The sequence below is a fragment of the Methanosarcina siciliae T4/M genome (genome assembly GCF_000970085.1).
Lineage (GTDB): Archaea > Halobacteriota > Methanosarcinia > Methanosarcinales > Methanosarcinaceae > Methanosarcina > Methanosarcina siciliae.
Genome location: NZ_CP009506.1, coordinates 3,959,862 through 3,980,815 on the forward strand (window position 1 = coordinate 3,959,862; position 20,954 = coordinate 3,980,815).

Annotated in this window: 29 protein-coding genes; 20 read left to right on the forward strand and 9 right to left on the reverse strand. The window is 45.0% G+C overall.

What is annotated here, in order from left to right:
* Positions 1 to 83 precede the first annotated feature (83 nt).
* The 5 genes from MSSIT_RS16545 (at position 84) to MSSIT_RS16565 (ending at position 4,237) form a co-directional block, all read left to right on the forward strand.
* Entirely contained in the window at positions 84 to 2,201 is a 2,118-nt protein-coding gene (locus MSSIT_RS16545) for a thioredoxin domain-containing protein (protein ID WP_048173634.1), read from the forward strand.
* Between the two features lie 106 nt (positions 2,202 to 2,307).
* On the forward strand, positions 2,308 to 2,541 hold the full coding sequence (locus MSSIT_RS16550) for a cytochrome b5 domain-containing protein (RefSeq protein WP_048173635.1): 234 nt from the start codon (positions 2,308 to 2,310) through the stop codon (positions 2,539 to 2,541).
* Positions 2,542 to 2,613: 72 nt separating this feature from the next.
* Complete coding sequence (locus MSSIT_RS16555) at positions 2,614 to 3,135, forward strand: pyridoxamine 5'-phosphate oxidase family protein (RefSeq protein ID WP_052721702.1); 522 nt, start codon at positions 2,614 to 2,616, stop codon at positions 3,133 to 3,135.
* Positions 3,136 to 3,268: 133 nt separating this feature from the next.
* Positions 3,269 to 3,589 carry a hypothetical protein gene (locus tag MSSIT_RS16560; protein WP_148705879.1) on the forward strand — a complete coding sequence of 107 codons (321 nt, stop codon included), beginning with the start codon at positions 3,269 to 3,271 and terminating at the stop codon, positions 3,587 to 3,589.
* An 87-nt stretch (positions 3,590 to 3,676) separates the two neighbouring features.
* Entirely contained in the window at positions 3,677 to 4,237 is a 561-nt protein-coding gene (locus MSSIT_RS16565; RefSeq protein WP_048173637.1) for an adenylate kinase family protein, read from the forward strand.
* A gap of 52 nt (positions 4,238 to 4,289) precedes the next feature.
* On the opposite strand, the gene MSSIT_RS16570 is transcribed toward MSSIT_RS16565, so the two are convergent.
* From MSSIT_RS16570 to mer, 3 genes are all read right to left on the reverse strand, one after another.
* The gene (locus tag MSSIT_RS16570) at positions 4,290 to 4,811 is read right to left on the reverse strand and encodes a nicotinamide-nucleotide adenylyltransferase (RefSeq protein WP_048173638.1); all 522 of its coding nucleotides are present in this window, start codon (positions 4,809 to 4,811) and stop codon (positions 4,290 to 4,292) included.
* A 65-nt stretch (positions 4,812 to 4,876) separates the two neighbouring features.
* Complete coding sequence (gene fpoF, locus MSSIT_RS16575) at positions 4,877 to 5,917, reverse strand: F420H2 dehydrogenase subunit FpoF (RefSeq protein WP_048173639.1); 1,041 nt, start codon at positions 5,915 to 5,917, stop codon at positions 4,877 to 4,879.
* Between the two features lie 101 nt (positions 5,918 to 6,018).
* Positions 6,019 to 7,005 carry a 5,10-methylenetetrahydromethanopterin reductase gene (gene mer / locus MSSIT_RS16580; RefSeq protein ID WP_048173640.1) on the reverse strand — a complete coding sequence of 329 codons (987 nt, stop codon included), beginning with the start codon at positions 7,003 to 7,005 and terminating at the stop codon, positions 6,019 to 6,021.
* Positions 7,006 to 7,419: 414 nt separating this feature from the next.
* Between mer and MSSIT_RS16585 the strand changes: the two genes are divergently transcribed.
* The 13 genes from MSSIT_RS16585 to MSSIT_RS23655 all read left to right on the forward strand — a co-directional run bounded on the left by MSSIT_RS16585 (position 7,420) and on the right by MSSIT_RS23655 (position 15,192).
* On the forward strand, positions 7,420 to 7,629 hold the full coding sequence (locus MSSIT_RS16585; RefSeq protein ID WP_048173641.1) for a hypothetical protein: 210 nt from the start codon (positions 7,420 to 7,422) through the stop codon (positions 7,627 to 7,629).
* Positions 7,630 to 7,721: 92 nt separating this feature from the next.
* Positions 7,722 to 7,847, forward strand: a complete 126-nt coding sequence (locus MSSIT_RS16590) for a desulfoferrodoxin FeS4 iron-binding domain-containing protein (protein WP_011023638.1) — start codon at positions 7,722 to 7,724, stop codon at positions 7,845 to 7,847.
* A gap of 108 nt (positions 7,848 to 7,955) precedes the next feature.
* Positions 7,956 to 8,186, forward strand: coding sequence for a DUF2180 family protein (locus MSSIT_RS16595; RefSeq protein WP_011023639.1), 231 nt, complete (start codon positions 7,956 to 7,958; stop codon positions 8,184 to 8,186).
* Positions 8,187 to 8,197: 11 nt separating this feature from the next.
* Complete coding sequence (locus MSSIT_RS16600; RefSeq protein ID WP_048065787.1) at positions 8,198 to 8,422, forward strand: DUF2180 family protein; 225 nt, start codon at positions 8,198 to 8,200, stop codon at positions 8,420 to 8,422.
* 148 nt (positions 8,423 to 8,570) lie between these two features.
* Entirely contained in the window at positions 8,571 to 8,924 is a 354-nt protein-coding gene (locus MSSIT_RS16605; protein ID WP_048173642.1) for a carboxymuconolactone decarboxylase family protein, read from the forward strand.
* Positions 8,925 to 9,001: 77 nt separating this feature from the next.
* Complete coding sequence (locus MSSIT_RS16610) at positions 9,002 to 9,367, forward strand: class II SORL domain-containing protein (RefSeq protein WP_048173643.1); 366 nt, start codon at positions 9,002 to 9,004, stop codon at positions 9,365 to 9,367.
* A gap of 283 nt (positions 9,368 to 9,650) precedes the next feature.
* A complete protein-coding gene (locus MSSIT_RS16615; RefSeq protein WP_052721703.1) occupies positions 9,651 to 11,045 on the forward strand; it encodes a multiheme c-type cytochrome in 1,395 nt (464 codons plus the stop codon).
* A 33-nt stretch (positions 11,046 to 11,078) separates the two neighbouring features.
* A complete protein-coding gene (locus tag MSSIT_RS16620; RefSeq protein ID WP_048173644.1) occupies positions 11,079 to 11,768 on the forward strand; it encodes a flavodoxin family protein in 690 nt (229 codons plus the stop codon).
* 156 nt (positions 11,769 to 11,924) lie between these two features.
* Positions 11,925 to 12,548: an archaeoflavoprotein AfpA gene (gene afpA, locus MSSIT_RS16625; protein ID WP_048173645.1), complete on the forward strand. Its 624-nt coding sequence runs from the start codon at positions 11,925 to 11,927 to the stop codon at positions 12,546 to 12,548.
* 66 nt (positions 12,549 to 12,614) lie between these two features.
* Entirely contained in the window at positions 12,615 to 13,121 is a 507-nt protein-coding gene (locus tag MSSIT_RS16630; protein ID WP_048173646.1) for a ferritin-like domain-containing protein, read from the forward strand.
* A gap of 22 nt (positions 13,122 to 13,143) precedes the next feature.
* Positions 13,144 to 14,352 carry an FprA family A-type flavoprotein gene (locus MSSIT_RS16635; protein ID WP_048173647.1) on the forward strand — a complete coding sequence of 403 codons (1,209 nt, stop codon included), beginning with the start codon at positions 13,144 to 13,146 and terminating at the stop codon, positions 14,350 to 14,352.
* A gap of 252 nt (positions 14,353 to 14,604) precedes the next feature.
* Complete coding sequence (locus MSSIT_RS23650) at positions 14,605 to 14,748, forward strand: hypothetical protein (protein ID WP_156157486.1); 144 nt, start codon at positions 14,605 to 14,607, stop codon at positions 14,746 to 14,748.
* 294 nt (positions 14,749 to 15,042) lie between these two features.
* Positions 15,043 to 15,192 carry a hypothetical protein gene (locus tag MSSIT_RS23655; RefSeq protein ID WP_156157487.1) on the forward strand — a complete coding sequence of 50 codons (150 nt, stop codon included), beginning with the start codon at positions 15,043 to 15,045 and terminating at the stop codon, positions 15,190 to 15,192.
* Between the two features lie 3 nt (positions 15,193 to 15,195).
* Here the strand turns inward: MSSIT_RS23655 and budA are convergent, their stop codons facing one another.
* Complete coding sequence (budA, locus tag MSSIT_RS16640; protein WP_048173648.1) at positions 15,196 to 16,056, reverse strand: acetolactate decarboxylase; 861 nt, start codon at positions 16,054 to 16,056, stop codon at positions 15,196 to 15,198.
* Positions 16,057 to 16,189: 133 nt separating this feature from the next.
* Between budA and MSSIT_RS23660 the strand changes: the two genes are divergently transcribed.
* Positions 16,190 to 16,351 carry a hypothetical protein gene (locus MSSIT_RS23660; protein WP_156157488.1) on the forward strand — a complete coding sequence of 54 codons (162 nt, stop codon included), beginning with the start codon at positions 16,190 to 16,192 and terminating at the stop codon, positions 16,349 to 16,351.
* Positions 16,352 to 16,519: 168 nt separating this feature from the next.
* On the opposite strand, the gene MSSIT_RS16645 is transcribed toward MSSIT_RS23660, so the two are convergent.
* The 5 genes from MSSIT_RS16645 to hacB all read right to left on the reverse strand — a co-directional run bounded on the left by MSSIT_RS16645 (position 16,520) and on the right by hacB (position 20,729).
* Positions 16,520 to 17,047, reverse strand: coding sequence for a cyclase family protein (locus MSSIT_RS16645; RefSeq protein WP_231589938.1), 528 nt, complete (start codon positions 17,045 to 17,047; stop codon positions 16,520 to 16,522).
* A 388-nt stretch (positions 17,048 to 17,435) separates the two neighbouring features.
* Positions 17,436 to 18,431, reverse strand: a complete 996-nt coding sequence (locus MSSIT_RS16650; RefSeq protein ID WP_048173649.1) for an isocitrate/isopropylmalate dehydrogenase family protein — start codon at positions 18,429 to 18,431, stop codon at positions 17,436 to 17,438.
* A 65-nt stretch (positions 18,432 to 18,496) separates the two neighbouring features.
* Positions 18,497 to 19,057: a manganese efflux pump MntP gene (locus MSSIT_RS16655; protein WP_048173650.1), complete on the reverse strand. Its 561-nt coding sequence runs from the start codon at positions 19,055 to 19,057 to the stop codon at positions 18,497 to 18,499.
* Between the two features lie 140 nt (positions 19,058 to 19,197).
* The gene (locus MSSIT_RS16660) at positions 19,198 to 20,055 is read right to left on the reverse strand and encodes a DUF7714 family protein (protein WP_048173651.1); all 858 of its coding nucleotides are present in this window, start codon (positions 20,053 to 20,055) and stop codon (positions 19,198 to 19,200) included.
* A gap of 173 nt (positions 20,056 to 20,228) precedes the next feature.
* Positions 20,229 to 20,729, reverse strand: coding sequence for a homoaconitase small subunit (gene hacB / locus MSSIT_RS16665; protein ID WP_048173652.1), 501 nt, complete (start codon positions 20,727 to 20,729; stop codon positions 20,229 to 20,231).
* A gap of 78 nt (positions 20,730 to 20,807) precedes the next feature.
* Between hacB and MSSIT_RS25405 the strand changes: the two genes are divergently transcribed.
* The gene (locus tag MSSIT_RS25405; RefSeq protein WP_261788893.1) at positions 20,808 to 20,936 is read left to right on the forward strand and encodes a hypothetical protein; all 129 of its coding nucleotides are present in this window, start codon (positions 20,808 to 20,810) and stop codon (positions 20,934 to 20,936) included.
* Positions 20,937 to 20,954: the final 18 nt, after the last annotated feature.

Genomic DNA, 20,954 nt, shown 5'->3' on the forward strand with positions numbered 1-20,954 from the left:
GGACGTTTATCCATACCTGATTTATGAAAAAATCCTTTCAGGATCGAGGGAAGAGAAAAAGATGCTTTTTCAATTAGGATTTTATGGAAAAAGTAGGAGGGATTATACTGGGAAAAGGACAAAGAAAGCCTAATCGCCTGATTAACGAAAAGAGCCCTTATCTTCTACAACATGCCTATAATGCTGTGGATTGGTATCCCTGGGGGGAAGAGGCTTTTGAAAAAGCCAGAAAAGAAAATAAGCCTATTTTTCTCTCAATAGGATACTCTACCTGCCACTGGTGCCATGTAATGGCACATGAGTCTTTTGAGGATGAGGAAGTTGCAAGACTCATGAACGAAGCCTTTGTTTCCATAAAAGTGGACAGGGAAGAAAGGCCCGACATTGATAATATTTATATGACTGTCTGCCAGATTATTCTTGGAAGAGGAGGCTGGCCTCTAACGATAATTATGACTCCGGGTAAAAAACCCTTTTTTGCAGGCACCTATATCCCGAAAAAATCACGCTTCAACCAGACAGGAATGATGGAACTGGTCCCCAGGATAAAAGAAATCTGGAACCGGCAACATGAAGAAGTGCTTGATTCGGCTGAGAAGATTACAACCACTATCCAGGACATGATTGTAGAATCTACAGGAGAAGGTCTTGGAGAAGATACAATCGCAGAAGCCTATAACGACTTACTGAATTCATTTGATCCCGGGTACGGAGGTTTTGGAAGGGCTCCGAAATTCCCGACTCCGCACAAAATTTCCTTTTTACTCCGCTACTGGAAACGCAACGGGAATCCGGAAGCCCTCGATATGGTAGAGCACACCCTGGACAATATGCGCAGCGGAGGGATTTATGACCATCTGGGATCGGGCTTTCACCGCTATTCCACGGATAACATGTGGCTCCTGCCCCACTTTGAAAAAATGTTATACGACCAGGCCCTTATCGCAATCGCATACACCGAAGCCTATCAGATTAGCGGAAAAGACCTGTATAAAGAAACGGCAAAAGGAATCCTTGACTATGTTTTAAGGGACCTGACATCCCCGGTAGGCGGATTTTACTGCGGAGAGGATGCCGATGTTGAAGAAGAAGAAGGAAAGTACTACCTGTGGACCATAGAAGAGGTCATGAGTATCCTTGGCCCTGATGATTCCGAACTGATTATTAAAATGTTTAACTTGAAAAGGGGAGGCAACTTTGAAGAAGAAATAAGGGGAAGAAAAACCGGAACAAACCTCTTCTATATGGTTCACTCGCCGGGTTCCCTTGCAGCCGAACTTGAGATCCCCGTAGAAGAAGTTGAAAGCAGAGTAAAAAGCGCCCTGGGAAAACTGCTTAAAGCCAGGTACGAGCGCAAAAGGCCTTCACTGGATGATAAGATCCTGACCGACTGGAACGGGCTCATGATCGCAGCCTTTGCAAAAGGTTTCCAGGTTTTCAGGGAAGAAAAGTATCTGAAAACCGCAGAAAAAGCCGCGGATTTTCTCCTGGAAACCCTTTACAGCCCCGAAAAAAGGCTGCTTCACCGCTACAGAGACGGAGTTGCAGGAATTTCCGGAACTTCCGATGACTATGCTTTCCTGATACATGGGCTCCTGGAACTTTATGAGTCAGGATTCGAGCTGCGCTATCTCAAAGCGGCCGTTTCCCTGAACAGGGAACTGCTTGAACATTTCTGGGACCGGGAGAGCGGAGGGCTTTATTTCACAGCCAACGATAGCGAGGCTCTGATCTTCAGAAAAAAGGAGTTTGCGGATGCAGCAATCCCATCCGGAAACTCATTTGAAACGTTGAATCTTCTGCGCCTTTCCAGGCTAATTGCCGACCCTGGAATGGAGAAAACTGCTGACAGACTCGAACGCGCATTTTCAAAGCTGATAAAAAAAGCGCCTTCAGGATACACTCAGTTTCTGTCTGCCCTTGATTTCAGGCTGGGCCCTTCATACGAAGTAATTATTTCAGGAAAACGCGAGTCTCCGGATACAGTAAATATGCTCGAAGAGCTCTGGAGCTACTTCACACCCAATAAGGTGCTGGTTTTCAGGCCCGAAGGAGAAAATCCCGAAATTGCAGACCTTGCGGAATACACAAAAGAACAGCTCCCTATTGAAGGAAAGACAACTGCATACGTCTGCCAGAACTATGAATGCCAGCTTCCTACCACCGAAACCAGAGAGATGTTAAAGCTGCTTAATGTCTGAGTTCCGCACTCCGTTGATACGAGCCTCAGGATGAAATGAAAACTCGGACTTGATAAGATGAAAACTCAAATTAGTATTGCAAAGTAAAGAAAGGGGGAAATCGAAAATGAAAGAGTATACACTTGAAGAACTTTCAGAGTACAACGGAAAGAACGGCAAGACTTACATCGCCTATGCAGGGCAGGTATACGACGTATCGGACAGTTACATGTGGGAAGACGGGACTCACCAGGGACTCCATGATTCGGGGCAGGACCTCTCGGACGCTATGGACAACGAAGCGCCCCACGGCCCTGAGGTATTCAAGGATTACCCGGTTGTCGGAACTTTGAAAAAATAAAAGGCATTGTGACGAATGGTTAAAAGGTTTCAGTAAAATGCAGGGAATCACAAGTAAGAGGGGGTTGTGAGTATGAAAGATGAGATTGCATCTGCTATTCCTCAGGAACTTAAAGAAAAGGAAGGGGAAACCCCTGTAGAGAAGACAGGGCTCGAAAAAAAAGAACTGCTTGAACAACTGAGAGCATTTTTTGAATCCCAGCTTCTTGCCGTCCTGGCAACTCAAAACGGAACAGCGCCTTACGTGAGCCTTGTTGCATTTGCCTCGGATGAAAAGCTGAAATATATTCTTTTTTCTACCACGAAAGCAACCAGAAAATACTTAAATTTATTAGCAAACCCTTCCGTTTCCATGTTGATTGATAACAGGAAGAACGCAATCGAAGACCTTAGAGATGCAATGGCTGTAACAGCGCTCGGGAAAGTCGAACCCATAGAGGACTTCGAACGGAGCATAATGGAAAAAATCTATCTGATGAAGCACCCGCAACTCGTGGATTTTTTGCATTCGCCTACAACAGCTTTTCTGAAAATCCGGGTGGAAAAATATATTGTTGTGACCCGTTTCCAGCACGTTGTTGAAGTTTCGGTTTAATCTGCTATTTGGCCTGAGATATATTACCTGGTTTGATACATTACCTGGTTTGATACCTTAGCATAATCAGACATTTTTCGAGATCATCAGGCCTTATTTTTATTCATGCTGCGAGTTTTTTTCAGGCCTGAAATTGATAGAGGGGGCTAGTTACGGAAAAGTGGCTCATACCTATCGGAGAGACACGGGAAAATACCGGAAAAGTCTGCGGAGGAAAAGCTTCTGCTCTTGTCATCCTTCACAGGGAAGGTCTGACGTCCCCGCAGGAGTCTGCATCTGCACTGAAGCTTACGGGGCATATGTTGACAGGACAGGGCTCAGGGGCAGAATTCTTCTTGAACTCAGCCGAAAACCATTTGGAGAGATGCGCTGGGAAGAACTCTGGGGCATTTCGGAAAAAATGGATCTTTACGGTGCTGAAAAGGCGAGAATGAAAAAATTCCGAATTTCTTGATTTCCCCATCCAGCAGCAGGAAAAAAGACCCCGGACCAGCTCAACCGGGATTAAATATAACTGCGATAAAACCTTATCTCCTTCTCCATGCTCATAGGACTCACGGGTACGCCGGGGACGGGAAAGACCTCGGCAAGCAAGCTTCTTGAAAAAAGAAGGCAGTGGAAGGTAATTCACCTCAACGACCTGATTAAAAAAGAACACCTCTATACCGAGGTTGATGAAAAAAGGGATTCGGTAATAGCGGATATGGAGCTTATCCGAAGCCGCCTTCCTGAACTTATTGATGAAATGGAAAAGGAATCCGAAAACAAAATGGTAATTCTTGAAAGCCACCTTTCCCACTACATAACAGATATCGTAATCGTGCTCAGAGCTTATCCTCCCGAACTGAAAAAAAGGCTTGAAAAGCGCGGATATTCCGAAGAAAAGGTAAACGAAAACGCAGAAGCCGAATCGATCGATTTGATCCTGGCAGAAGCTTTTGAATGGTGCGACAAAGTTTTTGAAGTAAACACGACTGGCAGGACTGCGGAAGAGACCACCGGAGATGTGGAAAAAATCATAGATTATCTCCTGAGCGGAAAAGAAGAAGGACTGAAGGAATACAGCCCCGGCTCCCTTGACTGGATAGATTCGGTACCCTGAAAGAAATTCCTGAGAAGAAATAATGCCAGAGCAGAACTATAGAGCAGAGTTGTTATAAAGAACAGTTAGTATCGCTTGCAGAAACATTCCTGAGGCGGGAAACTCCGTCAAAATCTTTGATTGCTTCTACGACAGATATCGGGACAAGGTGCTCCCACTTTTCTCCGGCAATCATCCGCCTCCGGATTTCAGTCCCGGAGTACCTTTCCCTGACATAGAGCGGAGACTCCTTAACGCAGAACCCGGCTTCCCGGAAAAGCTGGATAACGAGAGGATTGTTCGAGTACACCACGTCAAAACGGGGGGTTCTGGATGCAACGTGGTGGACCCAGATAGAGTTATACCTGACATCTTCGATGGGGAGGACGTAATGACGGATGGGAAGGTTCTCAAGCGCGTTATAGAGCATCAGTACCCTTTCCCCTGCCGTGAACGGGTCGGTGGCTTCATGGCTTTTCTGGGCACTTCCTATGCCAATGACCAGTTCGTCCACCTCTTCGGCAATCCGCGTAATTACGGCATGGTGCCCGAAATGATACGGCTGAAAACGTCCGATATAGAAAGCTCGCATCATCCCGGATTCCACCTTGAATTTGCACTGGTTATCTTTTTGGATATATCTGGGTATATCTTCTGGTTTCAGATCGTTTCATTGCGGATTCCGGTCTCAAAGCTGAACTTCTCACAAACTTCAAGGAAATGTTCAGCATTGCCCTTACGCTTCATCCCTATAAGCTTTTCGACAAGTTCGAGGCCAGGCTTGGGGTCTTCCATGATTTCCATATCATCACGGACCATATCGAAGTACTTCTCTCCGACTTCGGTTCTTATAAATACCGAGTTCCACCCGTCAGGAGCCCCGACCGAACCTACCGAGATATCGGCAAAGACCGAGGTATAATCACAGCAGTGGTGGCAGGGGTTTCTGGCAAACTTGGCCACGTCCTTGATAGGCACGGAGTGGACCTCCCCGTCATCAGTGTAGACCCAGAACTTACCCTTGGTGAATTCCATCTTCCGGATATCTTCGATCTTTACCTTAAGGATTTCAGGAATGATCTCTTCAAGCATGACATCATGATGGAAACTTTCCATACAGAGCAGCCCTATAATGAGCACGATCTTTTCGTTTACATTTTCCCGGATCAAATGTGCAGCATGAGCCTGGCAGGGAACTCCAACAACTGCAATCCGGTCGTACTTTTCGAAGGCTTCCCTGAGAGCTGCGAGTACGGGGTCCGAGGTGTACTTTGTCCCTCTTGCTCGTTCCACGTCTTCCGCACTTGTCAGCAGGACAACTTCAGGTTCCCATTTCTCATTTCTGGTAATTCCGACTGCACAGTCGATTTTACCCTGCTTGAAGAGAGATTTGAGGATGCCGCTGGATACTCCACCGTCCTGACTGCCTGCATTATCTTTTGACCTTGCACCAAAGAACTTGCGCACATTTGTAAGTTCATTCTGGATGAAACCATCAACTACCGGACAGACCCGGCTACAGGTTAAGCAACCTTCACAAACCTGGTATCCGGCCCCTTTCTCATACAGGCTCAGATCGTTCGGATCTCGAATTCCTGCCGCCTTCTTTACGGTAACAGCCCCAATGGGACATACGGCCTCGCATGCCCCGCAGGCTGCGCATACGTCATAATCAATGACTTCTGCAATTTTTGGTGGCAATTAGTTACCTCCAATGCCTTGATAAGCTTGCCTTAATGGCAAGATGTTTTTAGAAATATAACGGAATAAATTAAAAATGATTATGCAAGATGTAATAAAAATTACATCTTTGCAATGATCTCTTTGCCTATAAGCTTTATTGCTTTTTCTTTGTCAGGACCGATCGGGGATCCGGCGACAATCTGGGTGACTCCGATTGCCTCAAGGTCCTTAATCCTCTTCATGCAGTCCTCAGGAGTTCCACAGATTGCAAAAGCTTCGATCATCTGGGGAGTAACAAGTCCACCCATGAGGGCTCCGAAGTCTCCCTTGGCAATAGCGTCACCGATCTGCTTCTTGGCATCGACAGGGATTCCGTGCCTTTCAAGGACAAGGTCAGGGGAACCTGCGACGATGAAGGCGACCACTACTTTTGCAGCGTTGATGGCTTTTGCGGGGTCTTTGTCAATGGAGAAGCAGGCGTATGCGGTAACATCGACTTCACTGGGGTCGCGACCGGCTTTTTCGGCACCCTTGCGGATCTGTTCCACAGCAACTTCAAAGTCCTTCGGGTGGGAAGCGTTGATCAGTACACCGTCTGCAACCTCACCGGAAAGTTCGAGCATCTTGGGACCCTGGGCACCCATGTAAATCGGGACATTTCCAGCTTTAAAAGCAAGCTTTGCGCCTCCGAACTTGACCATTTCGCCGTCCATGGAGACTTTCTTGCCTTCAATGAATCCTCTGATAGCCTGGATTGCTTCCCTGGTGGTTGCAAGAGGCTTTTCCCAGGCAATGCCCATGGCATCGAAGGTTGCCTTGTCTCCGGGTCCAAGCCCGAGGACTGCCCTGCCGCCGGAAATTTCGGCAATGGAAGCAATGCTTGATGCTGTAATTGCAGGGTTCCTGGTATAGGAGTTTGTGACACCGGAGCCGATCTTGATACTGTTGGTATTCAGAGCGAGAACGGTAAGAGTGGAATATACGTCACGGTTGTTGTAGTGATCAGTGATCCAGACGTAGTCGAATCCCTGCTGTTCTGAGAGCTTTGCGTAATATGCGATCTTTAAGGCAGGATCGCTTGGCACAAATTCGATTCCGAACTTCATCTTAATTACTCCTTAAACTATTGCTTAGTGACTAGATGGGCCTGTTTTCGCCCCATATAAAAATATCCATTAAATTAGAATTAACATCCATTACAATCGATGTTAATTACAACCCTAATTAGAATTCACATAACAGTATTTAAGAATCTATATATAATTAACTGTATTAAATGAATTGTATATAAAAAGACTGATAAAACGGATCTTCAATCAATCCTTTAGAGTAAAGACCTATTAAATACCTGACCCATTCAAAGGAAATAACCAAACCTTATAAACCTTTTCCAGAGTAGGGCAGTCCCGGGCCGGATTTCAATTGGCAGGGATCAGACGCAGGAAGAAGACGGATTAGCTTATTTTAGAGAAAGTTTATAGCCTGTAAACAGGAAAAGATTTATATTGTAAAAATGTGGGATGCCGAAATTTGCAGAACTTCCCGTACATGGAAGGGGAAAAATTGAGGTTATTAGCAGTGAAAAGAGAAGAAGGAATGCCCTGAGACCCGGACGGAAATGTATGAAAAAAACAAGACATACCCTGGTAGAAGGAAAAAATTTATGCTACTTTTTAAAAAGTCCTTACAATTATATACAAAGAATGGTTAACATGTATGAGTGTTGGTGAAACCCGGAGTAATTTCGGGATTACAGGGAAGGGGAAAGCCCGCTTGAAAGTTTTGAGGTATTTAAATTCGGAAGAAAGGAGGTGAAGTAGCTATGGCTGTATCCAGAAAAGGAGAAAAGTACCGCTGTGAGATCTGCGGCAACGAAGTCGTTGTAACAGAAGTAGGAGGCGGGACACTTGTTTGCTGTGGGGAAGACATGACCCTCATTGAAGAATAACAAAAGAGTATGAAATTCTCTCATATGGATAGGTTTATGATATCTCAGACCTGAAAATGCGCGGATAAAATTTGGATAAAAAAGGATTCCTGATTTGGAGGGAAAGTAATGAAATGTTATGAATGTGCCAGAGAGGGCAAAGATACGGATGCTGTGGGAATTTGTATCGTATGTGGGAGAGGAGTTTGCAAAGAACACCTTATCCATGAGGAAACACCTGCGTGGGAAGGCGACTATCCTATCGAACTTAAGCCTGACAAGGAACACATCAAAAGGATCGTCTGTGTCCCCTGCCATGAAGCTCTGAAGGAGAACTGTCTGTTTAATGAGGTTTGCTGAGGTGGTCAAGTATGCTGAAATGTTACGATTGCCTTGAGGAGGGTAAGGACAGTGAAGCAGTAGGTGTTTGCATCGTCTGCGGGAAAGGGCTCTGCATGGAACATATCCAGCAGGTAGAATTCCCAATGAAGGGAGGAGGGTACCCACTGCCCCACAAAACTCTAAAGAAGGGACTTCCCAGAATGATGTGTAAGGAATGCATCAGTTCTATTCTCGGGGATGGGTTCTGCGTTTGAAAAAACTATTTTGCAGCCCATAAAAAAGGATGCGTATCTTAAGAAAAGGCCTGAACACAGATTTGGGAAATATTAATTACTAATCGATATAAATAGCCAATATAAATATCAACAGCTGGTAGTTATCGGAATAAGGAGACTGAAAAAAATGACAGAGCACAAAGAGATACTGGAGAGTATGGGAGAAAAGATGGGATTCACTCCGCAGGTTCTGGAAACACTGGGGGATCTAGATCCGGAATTCCTGCACAAATACAGAAGATGCGACCACAAAATACTGTCAGACGGGGCCCTTCCAGCCAAAATGAAAATCCTCATGGCCCTTGCAGTTGTGGCATCAAAGCAGTGTGAGTCCTGTACCGTAGCCCAGATGAAAAGTGCGCTCAAGAATGGAGCTACCAAAGAAGAGATTATGGAGACAATGGAAGTAATCTTCATCACCTCAGGTGCTCCTGCAGTAGCTGCATGCAGGAATGCTCTTAAAATGCTGAAAGATATGTAACGCTTCATTTGAGAAAGAATCTCAAAAAATAAATTTTAAATTTATACTATTAAAACAAAACAGTGATGTGAAAGAAAATGGCGGAAGAAAAAATAAACAAGCCTGCGGATCCTAACAATCTTACCGAAGGCGAGAAAAAGCACATCCCAATAATCAACGTACCGGAAACTATCGTTGCAGGAGAGCCTTTTGATGTGACCGTGGAAGTGGGGATAATTCCTCATGTAATGGAGGAAAAGCATCACATTGAATGGATCGAACTCTACCTCAACGACAAAAAAATAGGGAAGGCTGAACTCTCCTTAGAAAGCAAGAAGGCTGAAGCCACATTCACGGTTGAGGCCGACAAATCCCTGGCAGGAGAAGAGAGTAAACTCCGGGCTCTTGAAAACTGCAACATCCATGGGCTCTGGGAAGAGTTCATGACCATCAAGATGAGCTGAATAGATCATCAAGATGAGTAAAGAGGAACTGACAGGGAAAATAGGAAGCTAGCTGGGTCCTGCTGCCTGAGGGAAAGTGAGAACTATAGCGTCTGAAGAGTAAACTTGCAGGAGGCTACGGAGAAAAAAATTCTTAACAGTAGACCTGCGTACCTGAGAGAACAGCAACACTCACGCGGCCTCAGGACAGGGCCCCAGTAAATCGAGAATACCCGGAGGAGAAAAGGCAAACGTGCACCTGGGAGACCTAAAAACCGGAGGGTGATGCCTGGAGGGAACGTCAGTGAAAAGCACGGGACTTTTGATTAGCATTTTTTTGTTTACAGGAATCTGGACATCCTCTGCCCTGGCAGACCCGAGCGGGCCCGGGGACTTTACCTCGAGCCGGTTTTCTAAGTCCGGTCTCTGCTCGAACTGCCATGGGAGCAGTTTCGGGGAATGGGACGGCTCGATGCATTCGAATGCGGACAGCGACTTCTTTTACCAGGCAATGCTTCAGGAATACGGTGTAGCTGCAGAAGCCCAGGGGCTTCCTCCGGAGTTTTGTTCTCGCTGCCATACGCCCATAGGAATGGTTTCGGCTGAAATCCCCCCCCTCGACGGCTCTAACCTCAGCGAGGTTGCAAAAGAAGGGGTCCAGTGTGATTTCTGCCACTCTATTGCCGAAAGCGAGGGGATAGGAAACGCCCCTTATGTCCTTGAGCCCGGAGATGTAAAATGGGGAAGCAGGAAGGATTCTGAATCCCCTTCCCATGAGATAGAAGCACATGAGTTCTATAATGAGTCAGCATACTGCGGCATGTGCCATAATATCTACCACCCGGCAAATAATCTGACTCTTGCTGCCACCTATACCGAATGGGAAGAAAGCCCATATGCCGAAGAAGGAGTGAACTGTCAGGCCTGCCATATGACCCCGGGAATTGTCGGTTTCGAAGAAAACCCCGGAAAAGCTGCCTCAACAGGTCCGGAAAGGACACATGTGTATACCCATTACTTTGTGGGTGCAAACGCTTTCGTAACAGGCATTATGGGTGAGGGGAGGCACGAAAAGAAGGCTATCGAATACCTTCAGCACGCGGCATCCCTTGAGGTAACAGCTCCCGATTCGGCAGAACCTGGAGAGAATGTTGAGGTTGCGGTAAAGATAAAAAACACGGGAGCAGGGCACAAAATCCCTACCGGCGTTACCGAAGACAGAGAGATGTGGCTTGAACTTACTGCACTGGACGCTGAAGGAAAGGAAATTTACCACTCGGGGGGTCTTGACAGTGAAGGCAACATTGACCCCGAAGCAACGGTCTATCACACGGTTTTTGCCGACTCCGAGGGAAATCCCACAGTGAAAGTATGGGAAGCAGAAAGTATCATTTCCGATAACAGGATAGGTCCTAGATCCTCCGTAATTGAGAAACATTCCTTTTCAATGCCTCAAAACGCTCCCAATCCCATCAGTGTAAAGGCAATCCTTCACTACCGGTCAGCCTCTCAGGAACATATAGATGAGCTTTTCGGAGAAGGAGTCTATTCGGTGCCTGTAATTGATATGGCAGCTTATCCGGAGGAAGAAAAAGCCTCAACTCCCGGCTTTGGGACCACAGGAACGCTTATTGCCCTCACTCTGGGAAGCTTTTACAAAAGGCGCAGAAAAAGACCAACGTATATATCAGGTATATGATTAATTTTTAAAAAGGGATGTCGGAGATGGGACATGCAAGAAACTGAAACCAAACCGATAAAAATTCTGGGAATATCGGGAAGTCCCAGAAATATGGCGACTGATTTTCTGGTCCGGGAAGCTTTGATGATAGCAAGGGAAAAGTACGGGGCAGAAATCGATTATTTCTCTGCCAAAGGGAAAAAGTTAAACTTCTGTATCCACTGTGATTTCTGTATAAGGAAAAAAGAAGGTTGTATTCACAAAGATGACATTTCGGCTGAACTGTACGACAAAATGATCTGGGCCGATGCCTGGATTATAGGAACCCCAGTTTATCAGGGAACTTTAAGTGCCCAGACTAAAACGATTATGGACCGCTGCAGGGCAGTTGTTGCAAAAGATCCGAAGGTCTTTTTGAACAAGGTAGGGATGGGGATCGCAGATGGAGGAGACCGGATGGGAGGACAGGAACCGGCTATCCAGACCATTCTGAACTTTTACGTGATCAATGAAATGATCCCTGTAGGAGGAGGCTCTTTCGGAGCAAATCTGGGCGGGACTTTCTGGTCGCAGGACAGGGGAGCAGAAGGGGTTTCCGAGGACTCGGAAGGTATGAGGAGCCTTAGAAAAACCCTGAAAAAACTTATTCAGACAACCCGACTTGTAAAAAAAGCCGGTTCCAGAGCGGAGCCGGAAGCTCAAGAGCCGGAAATGTCGAAAGGAGAAAAAGATAAACAGTGAGATAAGAAGAAGCGAAACAAATAAGCAGCGGAATAAATGACAGTAAACCATTAAACTGTAGTAAAGGATTAGAAGTTCAAAAATCCGATTAAAATTCAGATAATCAGGATAATAAGGCATCAGAGATTGGATTAAAACCTTAAGGAGGGTGTTATTTTGGTAGAACCGCTAGGCAAGAAAATTAAACGTATAGCATGGGGAATTACGGGTTCCGGAGACCAGATGATTGAAACCTATAGCATTCTGGTGGACATTAAGAACCGAACAGGCGTTGAAACAATGGTTTTCCTGTCCAAGGAGGGCGAAACCGTAATGAAATGGTATCACCTATGGGACAAAATCCAGAAAGATTTCCCTAACTTCAAAGTAGATGCAGGTCCTAATTCCCCATTCATTGCAGGCCCATTGCAGATGGGGTATTATGATTTCCTGCTTATAGCTCCGGCAACTGCCAATACGGTGGCAAAGATCGTGTACGGAATTGCAGATACCCTTGTTACGAATGCGGTTTCCCAGACTGCAAAAGGAAAAACGCCTATCTTCATCCTGCCGGTAGACCAGAAAAGGGGAACTGTTAAAACTGCTGCACCCAGCGGTAGAGCATTTGAGCTAAGTATGCGCGAAGTAGATGTTACAAATTCGGAAAAACTCGGGCAGATGGAAAACATAAACGTACTCGCCAGTCCCTATGACATTTATGATATATTTGGACTTGAAAAGCCTTCTGAAGATATAACCTTAAAAGTGAAAGAGAAAAAGAAATCCAAAACTAAGAAGTAAACAGGGAATTAAACTCTTAAAAGGAAGGGAAATCTGAGAAAAATAGTCCCATAGGGGGTAAACGGTATGAAAAGCGCGTATCATGAAACAATTGAAGAAGTAAAAAATCTTAAAGGAATTGAAGAAGCCATAGCTCTTGCAATTGAGAGGGAAAAGGAAGCAAAGGACTTCTATCTGCAGCAGGCTGGCTTGATGGAAAACCCAAAATTCAAGGAGCTTTATGAGGAACTGGCAGCTGAGGAAGCAAAGCACCTCGGCTACCTTGAGAATTACCGCGACAAAAAAGAACTGCCGGAAATCAGCACGGAAATTTCCAGTGGACAGTCCTTCAGCCCTGAATTCGATATCAGTCGAACAAAAGTAGGAGAGATCACTTTCGGAGATGCAGGCATTCTTCTGGCAGCTATGAGGCATGAGAGGAAGAGTGAGGACTTTTATTCGGAAATGGCAAAAAGAGTCGAAGACGAAACCCAGAAAAAATTCTTTGAAATGCTGTCAAGGTACGAAAGGGGCCACTACGAAATGATTGACAGCTACCTTGAATATATCACTCAGTTCCGGATGCAGACCTGAAAACTGAGAGGACTGTGAGGATATGGAAATAGAAAAAACTGACGGAGCCGTCGAAATTGCCAGGGGAGTTTACTGGGTAGGGGCAATCGACTGGAACGGCAGGGATTTTCACGGGTTCACCACACCTGGTGGGACGACCTACAACTCCTACCTTGTTGTGGGGGAAAAAACTGCCCTTATCGATACCGTAAAGGCTCCCTTTGCAGGGGAGATGCTCAGGCGTATTACCCAGATAATCGATCCTTCAAAGCTCGATTATATTGTAGTAAACCATATGGAACTTGACCATGCAGGTTCTCTGGCCGAGCTCAAAAAACAAACCGATGCAAAAATTTTCATAACAAAACGGGGCGTTGACATCCTTAACGGTTATTTCAGAGGCTCGGGGAGTGAAAACTGGGACCTTGAGGTTGTGCAGACCGGAGATGAACTGGACCTTGGAGGCAAAACCCTCATGTTCCTTGAAGCTACCATGCTTCATTGGCCTGACAGTATGGAAACCTTCCTGAAAGAAGACAGGATCCTCTTCTCAAACGATGGTTTCGGGCAACATATAGCTACCTCAAAGAGGTACGATTTCGAAGTAGGGGATGTTATCCCGGATGCTGCCGAGTATTATGCAAACATACTGATGCCGTTTCACATGCCTCTGCTTCGTTTTATGGGGGTACTGGACAAACTGGGAGTGGACCCTCTGCAGATCGCCCCTTCCCACGGGATCATCTGGAAACAGGACCTCGAAAAAATCCTTGAGGCATATAAGGCATGGGCAAATGGGGAAGTGAAGGAAAAGGTGCTTGTCATATACGATACTATGTGGAACAGCACGGAAATAATGGCAAATGAGATTGCAGAAGCGGTCCGGGCAGCGGAAGTTGAGGTCAAACTCCTTAACCTTCGGAAAAACACCCGGAACCATATAATGAAAGAGATGCTCGATGCAGCTGCTTTTGCAGTGGGCTCCCCAACCCTTAATAACGGGCTTTTCCCAACAGTAGGAGACTTCCTGGTCTATCTCAAAGGCCTTCGTCCCCAGAAGAAAAAAGCTGTGGCTTTCGGATCATACGGCTGGGGCGGAGGGGCAGTAAAAACAGTAGAAAAGGAATTAAAAGATGCAGGAATCGAAGTGCTGGAACCCGGACTTCAGGTTCGGTACAGACCATATGAAAAAGAGCTGGAAAGATGCAGAATACTCGGGGAGCAACTTGCAGTTGTTGCAAAAGGAGAGTAAACCAGCCTCCCTACAACTTTTTTATTTTAAACTCTCTTTTTTGACATAATTTCAGCCCTTGATATAATTTCGGCCCGATCTCTTGAAATTTTCAGGTATGAGAATTACAGCCTGCGGAGATAAGTTTTCAGGCACGGCAACCACATGGATATTGAAGCCTTTACCTTCGGAATCCCTTTAAATAATACTTTCACCCTGCTTGGCGGAGCTTAATAAATACTGGAGTAGTTTTTGGGAATAGAGGTGAATACAATGGAAGAGATATTCAAAGGATTGGTTGAACGTGCTCAGTACTATGAACAATTTGAAAGCTTCAGAAACAGTTACATCTCCGAACAGTTCGGAGAGATACCGGGAATGGGCCTGAAGATGAAAGTTTCAGTATCGAACATGTAAGACTGGAATTATTTAACAGTTGTATAATAGTAAGTTGGGAGTATTGGGAATATACATAAGGAATACAAAATAGGGAACAGTAAATCAGGGTAGTAAAAGCTGCAAAACCTCTATGAACCGGCGGAATGTTGAGACCTTCATCTCAACAAAAATTCATGAGGAAAAGAAAGAAAACAAAATAAGAAATAGAAGCAAGTAAGGCAAACTAACAGACCTAAAAATTTGCAAGAATAAGGAAGGGCAAAACGGAAATTAAATTAAGAAGAAGTAAAGGGAAATTAAATAAAAAATTAGATGGAAGTGAGGGGAAGAGAGGGGAAAATAAAGGCAAAATTAGTAAGAAGTAAGGAGAATAAAACAAAAAATGGGAATGAAACAAAAATAAAGGGAGAGGGGGAAATTTCGCCTTCCAAAAGCAAAGAAAGCATTAAAAGTGAGAATTGAAGATCACTTTTCAACTTTTTCCATATCAGCCTGGAGGTCCTGACCCAGTTCCACGTTATAAAAATCTCCGCTTGTGGGGAGCTCCATGAAGAACGCACTGGTAATGTCAAGGGAAGCCTCTCCGTTTTCCATCTCGAGATCCAGAACATGTCCGCCAGCTCTTCTGTCCTCTGTAATGAAGTGAAGGTGATACCCCGGCACGTTCACGCCTTTCACATATTCAGGGGTTCTGAAACCTACCAGTGTGCCGCTTATGTTTTCAAATTCGAAGACTGATTGGGTGGATACGGCATCCGCAAGTTTGGGATAGGGTTTTTCCTGTCTGGGCACACTTCTTGCTTTTATGTAAGAGAAATTGCCATCGACCCTTACCGCGTAAAAAAGGTTTTCCGAAGGTAGCTTAAGGTCAAGAAAGGCTTCGAGCTCAGTGAGGTTTGCAGGCTCCTCAAGCCGGAAATTTTCATCAGCCTCAAAGAAGGTGACTGTGGCAAAAGGAGTTGTCATTTCCCCGGATACGGGATAGGCAATTCCATCGGTTTTTATCTGATAGTAATTTCCATCAAGGGCAAGCATTTCCCCTTCGAGCCCGTCAAAGGTTCCTATCCCAAAGTCTCCGTGGGTTTCAAGTGCAGCAACCGGAAGAATTCCGTCATAAACACCCTGCAGCAGAGCATCGATTGTTGAGATCTGATAGAGAATGTCAATATCACCGTTGCCAACACCTGAACCTGAGTCCTCAACGCTCTCTGGATTGACATCGGTGGTGCTGGAATTTCCGGAAAAGTTGTCGGCAGAGCTGCCGCAACCGGAAACTAAAGTGATTGACAAAAGAATCAAAAAGATCAAAAGAATTTTTTTATTCATACATGTTCCTCATATGAGACTTAATTAAAATTATTAGTATTTATTGTATAAATTATTTTAGTAATTAAACGATAAACTTGCAAATATTTATCAAATATGAGGTAGAAGTACTGTACGGGGAAAGGGAAAAATTATGGATGAATTTTTCAAATACCTTGTCGAGAGAGCCTGTTATTACGCATTGTTCGAATCATTTAGAAATGAATGCCAGCAAAGTTCAGGCGGGCAAAGTCCAGGTGGAATTGAACAGGAGTGGATAAATGTGGAAGTAGCCGAAAAAACAATTTCAAATTAAATATAAAGAGATATGAATAAACATGAAAAAACGCAGGATACCGATAAATGTAGAGAGACCTGTAAGAACAAAAACAGCGATCTCTCGAATTTCTTTTCTAACTTCTATACTAACTTCTATAAATAGAATCTATTTTACTGCTTTTATCAATTTACTGTAATTTCGTAATTATTCTTTGATCAATATGACTCTTGCCGGAGCTCCCTCCGTATCTACAAGAAGAGGCAAGCCCAGGAATGTATACTCTCCTTCGTGCACTCCCGCAAGGTTGAGACCTTCAAACAGGGTCATGTTATTGAGAAGCAGTTCATGAACCTCGTCGTCCCCTTCAAGCTTTTTGACTCTGAGGTAATCGAATCCCAGGGTTTTGACTCCCGCACTGACAAGGTATTCGGCTGCGTCTATTTTCAGGTGTACGTAGTTCTCAAGGAATTTTACGTATCCAAGGGTAGAGTTTCTTGTCTTGAGAAGCACTATGTCTCCGGGATCGATCCTGAATCCTTCAAGGTCCTGCCTGTGGATCTCTTCTTCCACATGGACAAGGTCAAAAACCCTGCATTTTCCATAAAAGTTTTCAAGAGGAAGGGATGAAGCTCCTTCTTTTCCCTCTCGAAGATGTAGCCTTGAGTCAACGTGCGTGCCTGTGTGACATCCCAGAGCCAGGACCGACTCATTTATCCTTCGGTAAGGAAGCATACCTCCCGATCGAAGGTCTGGGATTTCCGGGATATACAACCATCTCTTCCGTAATAAGCTGTGAAACATCGAAAAACTCTGGCAGAATAAAACCCCCCACATTCATTAGTAATGAATCAAAAGTCCATTGCGGTTATTTTTTGCAACAGCAGAACTGTATGCCTTTAAAGCAAAATATGCCAGTAATAAAAGGATTTTAAAATATTAAAATTCCCCTGAGAGAAGAAAATAATAGAAAATTTGCGGAAGATCCGATATTTAGTTTCAGATCCCTTTTTACAAATCTCTGTTTACAGATCTCTGTTTAAGGATCTCTGATTACGGATCTCTGATTACGAACCTCTGTTTACGAACCTCTGTTTACGGATCTCTGTTTACGGATCTCTGTTTAAAGATTCTGTACTATATACTTTGCAACCTCGCGTCCGACTTCTGCGGTGGTGCTGGTGCCCCCGAGATCAGGAGTAATGAACTTATTTTCCAGAACGTTGCTGATGGCCCTGTCAATAAGAGCAGCTTCTTTTCTCCTGTCATTCCATTCAAGCAGCATTTTCACACAGAGGATTGCAGCAAGTGGGTTTGCAATACCTTTTCCTGCGATGTCCGGGGCGCTCCCGTGTACGGGCTCGAAAAAGGCATATTTCTCCCCTATGTTGGCACTCGGGGCAAGCCCCAGGCTTCCCACAAGGGCTGCACACATGTCGCTCAGAATGTCTCCAAAGAGGTTCGTGGCGACCACAACATCGTACTTATCGGGGCGCATCATAAGACTATAAGCCATAGAATCGACCAGCATGTCGCCGTATTCCACCCCATGGGAGCTGGCAACCTGTCGGCAGACATCAAGAAAGAGCTTATCGGACTTCAGGACGTTGGATTTGTGGACAATGGTAAGCTTGTTCTTTCTCTGGCTTGAAAGCTTGCAGGCGTACTCTGCAATCCTCTCAGAGCCTTTACGGGTAACTACTCTTTTTGTCCAGGAAATTTCAGGGCCTATTTCCTCAATCCCGGAGTACAGCCCTTCCGTATTTTCCCTGACAATAATAAAATCGAAATCATTTCTCCCTGTAACGCCCATTATGCCTGGAAGAGGTTTTACGGGCCTCACATTGGCATAGAGGTCAAGTTCCTTTCGGATAGTGAGAAGCACACTTTTGTAACTCGGGTCAGGCACTGTGGTAACCGCCCCGAAAAGGACAGCGTCACACCCTTTAATTATTTCTATATCTTCTTTCGAGATCGCACTCCCTGTTCGTTCCCATCTCGCATAACCCAGTTCCAGAGGAACTTTCTCAAGCTCAAGCCCGAACGCGTCCAGGACTTCCACAGCCGCAGGAATTACTTCCCTGCCGATCCCATCACCTTCGATTACCGCGAGTTTCATGGTACTGCATCTATACTGGAGGTATATGAATCTGGCGTAACTTTTTCAGCCACTCAGGAAAGTTTTCAGATCCAGAGCATGTGTTCGGCAAGGATTTTCCCGCCGAGTCCGATCAGAATGAGCCCGCCAAGAATTTCGACCTCATGTTCAAAGAAATGCCCCAGCCGGTATCCCAGAATTGCCCCGCAAAAAGACATGACAAAAGTTACACAGCCTATAATAACTACAGGCTCAAGAATAGGCGTTCCCAGAAAAGCAAAACTTATGCCCACTGCAAGGGCATCTATGCTGGTTGCAACGGCTAACAGGAAAAGCACGGAATAGTTAAGGGAACTTACTTTTCCGTCAGGGTCTCCGTAAAGAGCTTCATAGATCATTTTGCCCCCAATAAAAGCCAGAAGCAAAAATGCAATAAAAGGAGCATAGTCCGAAACAAAACCGCTTACGGTACTTCCTCCAATCCAACCCAGGACCGGCATTAGCGCCTGGAAGCTCCCGAAAAAAACAGCCAGCTTAAGAGCATCGTTGACTCTAAAAGGCCTGATTGTGGTGCCGCTTGACATGGAAACTGCAAAAGCATCCATTGAAAGCCCGAGTCCTAAAAGGAAATTGGTTAAAAAAGACATCGAAAAGTTACTCCATTTTCGTTTTACATCTTAGTTTTCAGGAAAACGACTTTCCTGAAACTTAAAGGTTCCCCAATTTAAAAGTTCCAATTTAAAGGCTTCAATTAAAAGGTTCCCCTACTAAGATATTCAGAACAATATCAATCGGTTTTCCTCAGCCTGTTTACAAGTCTTCGGACCGCTTCTGCAACCTGGTATTCGGATGCCCCCCAGTGGACGACAGCCCCTTCAAACCCGGAAATATTGACAAGCCCTGACTTTTCGGACCTGCAGCAGCGCGTAATAAAGGGTTTTGAGGGTACGACTATTTCGGACTTAAAAGGGCAGATATTTACGAAAGAATACTCAAGTTCCGGAAAACGTATCTCAAAAAGAGTTTTTGAAATCTCGCACCCTACAAGCAGGTGTCCATGTTCGGTAAGAAAATCCGAGTCAAGGCATTTTCCCTCAAGGCCCGATGCACTGCAGGGGAAAACTGTGTTTTCTCCTTCGAATTGCCTGAGGTCAATTATCTTTTCAGTAAACCGGACCTGCAGGTCACCAAAAATCCCGCTGGCTTCAAGCCTCCTTACAACCTGCAAAAGCCAGGCAGGCTCAGGGGGAGCAACGTCAAGAATTTCGATTTCGAGGATTCCGGACGGATCAGGGTCATGTACAATTGTAACATGTCTGTCCACACCTGTAAAGATGACAGTGTTTACCCTACCTATGCAGAGCTTTGCAGCAGTCTCTATCAGAAGGGCACGGTCTTTTATATTTAATTCCCGGTCATACCTGACCACCTCATCGCCTGAGGCAATCAGCCCAAGGGCTTCAACCTTCCTGAGAAAACCGTCTCCACTTTTTTTCACGTGGTAAACTGCATACTCAGGATTTCCGGTTTCGGGATTTTCCCTTTCTTCGATCAGGTACTCCGTAAGGAAATAAATTAGCTGCTCGGTGCCTGTGGGAAGGCCTTTTGTTACCCCCACATACTTGTACTCATCAGGAAAAATCATATTAATCGACTGATAAAATCGGTTGTTTGAGTGGTTACTGGACCCGATCTATTTGAATTCTGTCCTGTTCCTTGTCAGTGACTCCTTCAATCAGGTCATTACCATATTATCAAGCAATTATCTTTCGTCTCGCTCTGCTTGCCGATTATTAAGCAATAATCTTTATTAAGCAGTTATTGTGCCTTCTGTTCGATTTGCATTTTTTTCCTGTGGGCAACAAGTCCGCCATCCGTGAGCATATCGAGCAGGAAGTCGGGCAGTTTATTTCCAATGAACACCCCTTTTCCGGGAACTCTGACCTCCCCTTTGAGCAGGTCAACTTCTATCTCGTCCCCTTCCTGGCACTCAATATCAGCCTCCATCAGGGGCAGCCCCACATTAATCGCATTTCTGAAAAAGATTCTTGCGAAGGACTTTGCCACAACACAGGCTATTCCTGCATGCTTTATAGCAAGAGGAGCCTGTTCCCTTGAGGAACCGCACCCGAAATTCTCCCCTGCAACAATAATATCTCCGGACTTTGCCTTTTTTGTAAACTCAGGATCAATACCCTCCATCGCATGAGCTGCAAAAATCTGCATATCCTTTGTCCGCAGGTACTTTCCAGGGATAATCACATCAGTGTCTATGTCGTCTCCGAATTTCCATACTCGGCCTATGATAGGGTTTTTCATCACACATCACCTGTGAAGTAGGTTTTTTAATAGTATATCTAAGTGACGGATATTTAAGAAAATGATGGATAATTAAAGATGGATATTTCAGAAAATGACGGGAAACTAAAGACAGATATATTTAGAAAATGTACAGCAAAGAAAAGAGTAAAAATTAGAAGAAAAGCAGATGTGCAGAAGAACATGATGCACATCTTACCGCTTTGACTTTACTTCTAACTGCAA

Coding starts and splice junctions, on each gene's coding strand:
- budA (WP_048173648.1), bottom strand. CDS start 16,056: ATGAATAAAAAAATTCTTTTGATCTTTTTGATTCTTTTGTCAATCACT.
- mer (WP_048173640.1), bottom strand. CDS start 7,005: ATGAAGTTCGGAATCGAATTTGTGCCAAGCGATCCTGCCTTAAAGATC.
- MSSIT_RS16645 (WP_231589938.1), bottom strand. CDS start 17,047: ATGCTTCCTTACCGAAGGATAAATGAGTCGGTCCTGGCTCTGGGATGT.
- MSSIT_RS16620 (WP_048173644.1), top strand. CDS start 11,079: ATGCAAGAAACTGAAACCAAACCGATAAAAATTCTGGGAATATCGGGA.
- MSSIT_RS16585 (WP_048173641.1), top strand. CDS start 7,420: ATGCCGAAATTTGCAGAACTTCCCGTACATGGAAGGGGAAAAATTGAG.
- MSSIT_RS16605 (WP_048173642.1), top strand. CDS start 8,571: ATGACAGAGCACAAAGAGATACTGGAGAGTATGGGAGAAAAGATGGGA.
- MSSIT_RS16630 (WP_048173646.1), top strand. CDS start 12,615: ATGAAAAGCGCGTATCATGAAACAATTGAAGAAGTAAAAAATCTTAAA.
- MSSIT_RS16650 (WP_048173649.1), bottom strand. CDS start 18,431: ATGAAACTCGCGGTAATCGAAGGTGATGGGATCGGCAGGGAAGTAATT.
- MSSIT_RS16600 (WP_048065787.1), top strand. CDS start 8,198: ATGCTGAAATGTTACGATTGCCTTGAGGAGGGTAAGGACAGTGAAGCA.
- MSSIT_RS25405 (WP_261788893.1), top strand. CDS start 20,808: ATGGATATTTCAGAAAATGACGGGAAACTAAAGACAGATATATTTAGA.
- MSSIT_RS16545 (WP_048173634.1), top strand. CDS start 84: ATGGAAAAAGTAGGAGGGATTATACTGGGAAAAGGACAAAGAAAGCCT.
- MSSIT_RS23660 (WP_156157488.1), top strand. CDS start 16,190: ATGGATGAATTTTTCAAATACCTTGTCGAGAGAGCCTGTTATTACGCA.
- hacB (WP_048173652.1), bottom strand. CDS start 20,729: ATGAAAAACCCTATCATAGGCCGAGTATGGAAATTCGGAGACGACATA.
- MSSIT_RS16570 (WP_048173638.1), bottom strand. CDS start 4,811: ATGATGCGAGCTTTCTATATCGGACGTTTTCAGCCGTATCATTTCGGG.
- MSSIT_RS16590 (WP_011023638.1), top strand. CDS start 7,722: ATGGCTGTATCCAGAAAAGGAGAAAAGTACCGCTGTGAGATCTGCGGC.
- MSSIT_RS16655 (WP_048173650.1), bottom strand. CDS start 19,057: ATGTCTTTTTTAACCAATTTCCTTTTAGGACTCGGGCTTTCAATGGAT.
- MSSIT_RS16595 (WP_011023639.1), top strand. CDS start 7,956: ATGAAATGTTATGAATGTGCCAGAGAGGGCAAAGATACGGATGCTGTG.
- MSSIT_RS23650 (WP_156157486.1), top strand. CDS start 14,605: ATGGAAGAGATATTCAAAGGATTGGTTGAACGTGCTCAGTACTATGAA.
- MSSIT_RS16635 (WP_048173647.1), top strand. CDS start 13,144: ATGGAAATAGAAAAAACTGACGGAGCCGTCGAAATTGCCAGGGGAGTT.
- MSSIT_RS16565 (WP_048173637.1), top strand. CDS start 3,677: ATGCTCATAGGACTCACGGGTACGCCGGGGACGGGAAAGACCTCGGCA.
- MSSIT_RS16550 (WP_048173635.1), top strand. CDS start 2,308: ATGAAAGAGTATACACTTGAAGAACTTTCAGAGTACAACGGAAAGAAC.
- MSSIT_RS16610 (WP_048173643.1), top strand. CDS start 9,002: ATGGCGGAAGAAAAAATAAACAAGCCTGCGGATCCTAACAATCTTACC.
- MSSIT_RS23655 (WP_156157487.1), top strand. CDS start 15,043: ATGGAAGTGAGGGGAAGAGAGGGGAAAATAAAGGCAAAATTAGTAAGA.
- MSSIT_RS16555 (WP_052721702.1), top strand. CDS start 2,614: ATGAAAGATGAGATTGCATCTGCTATTCCTCAGGAACTTAAAGAAAAG.
- MSSIT_RS16660 (WP_048173651.1), bottom strand. CDS start 20,055: ATGATTTTTCCTGATGAGTACAAGTATGTGGGGGTAACAAAAGGCCTT.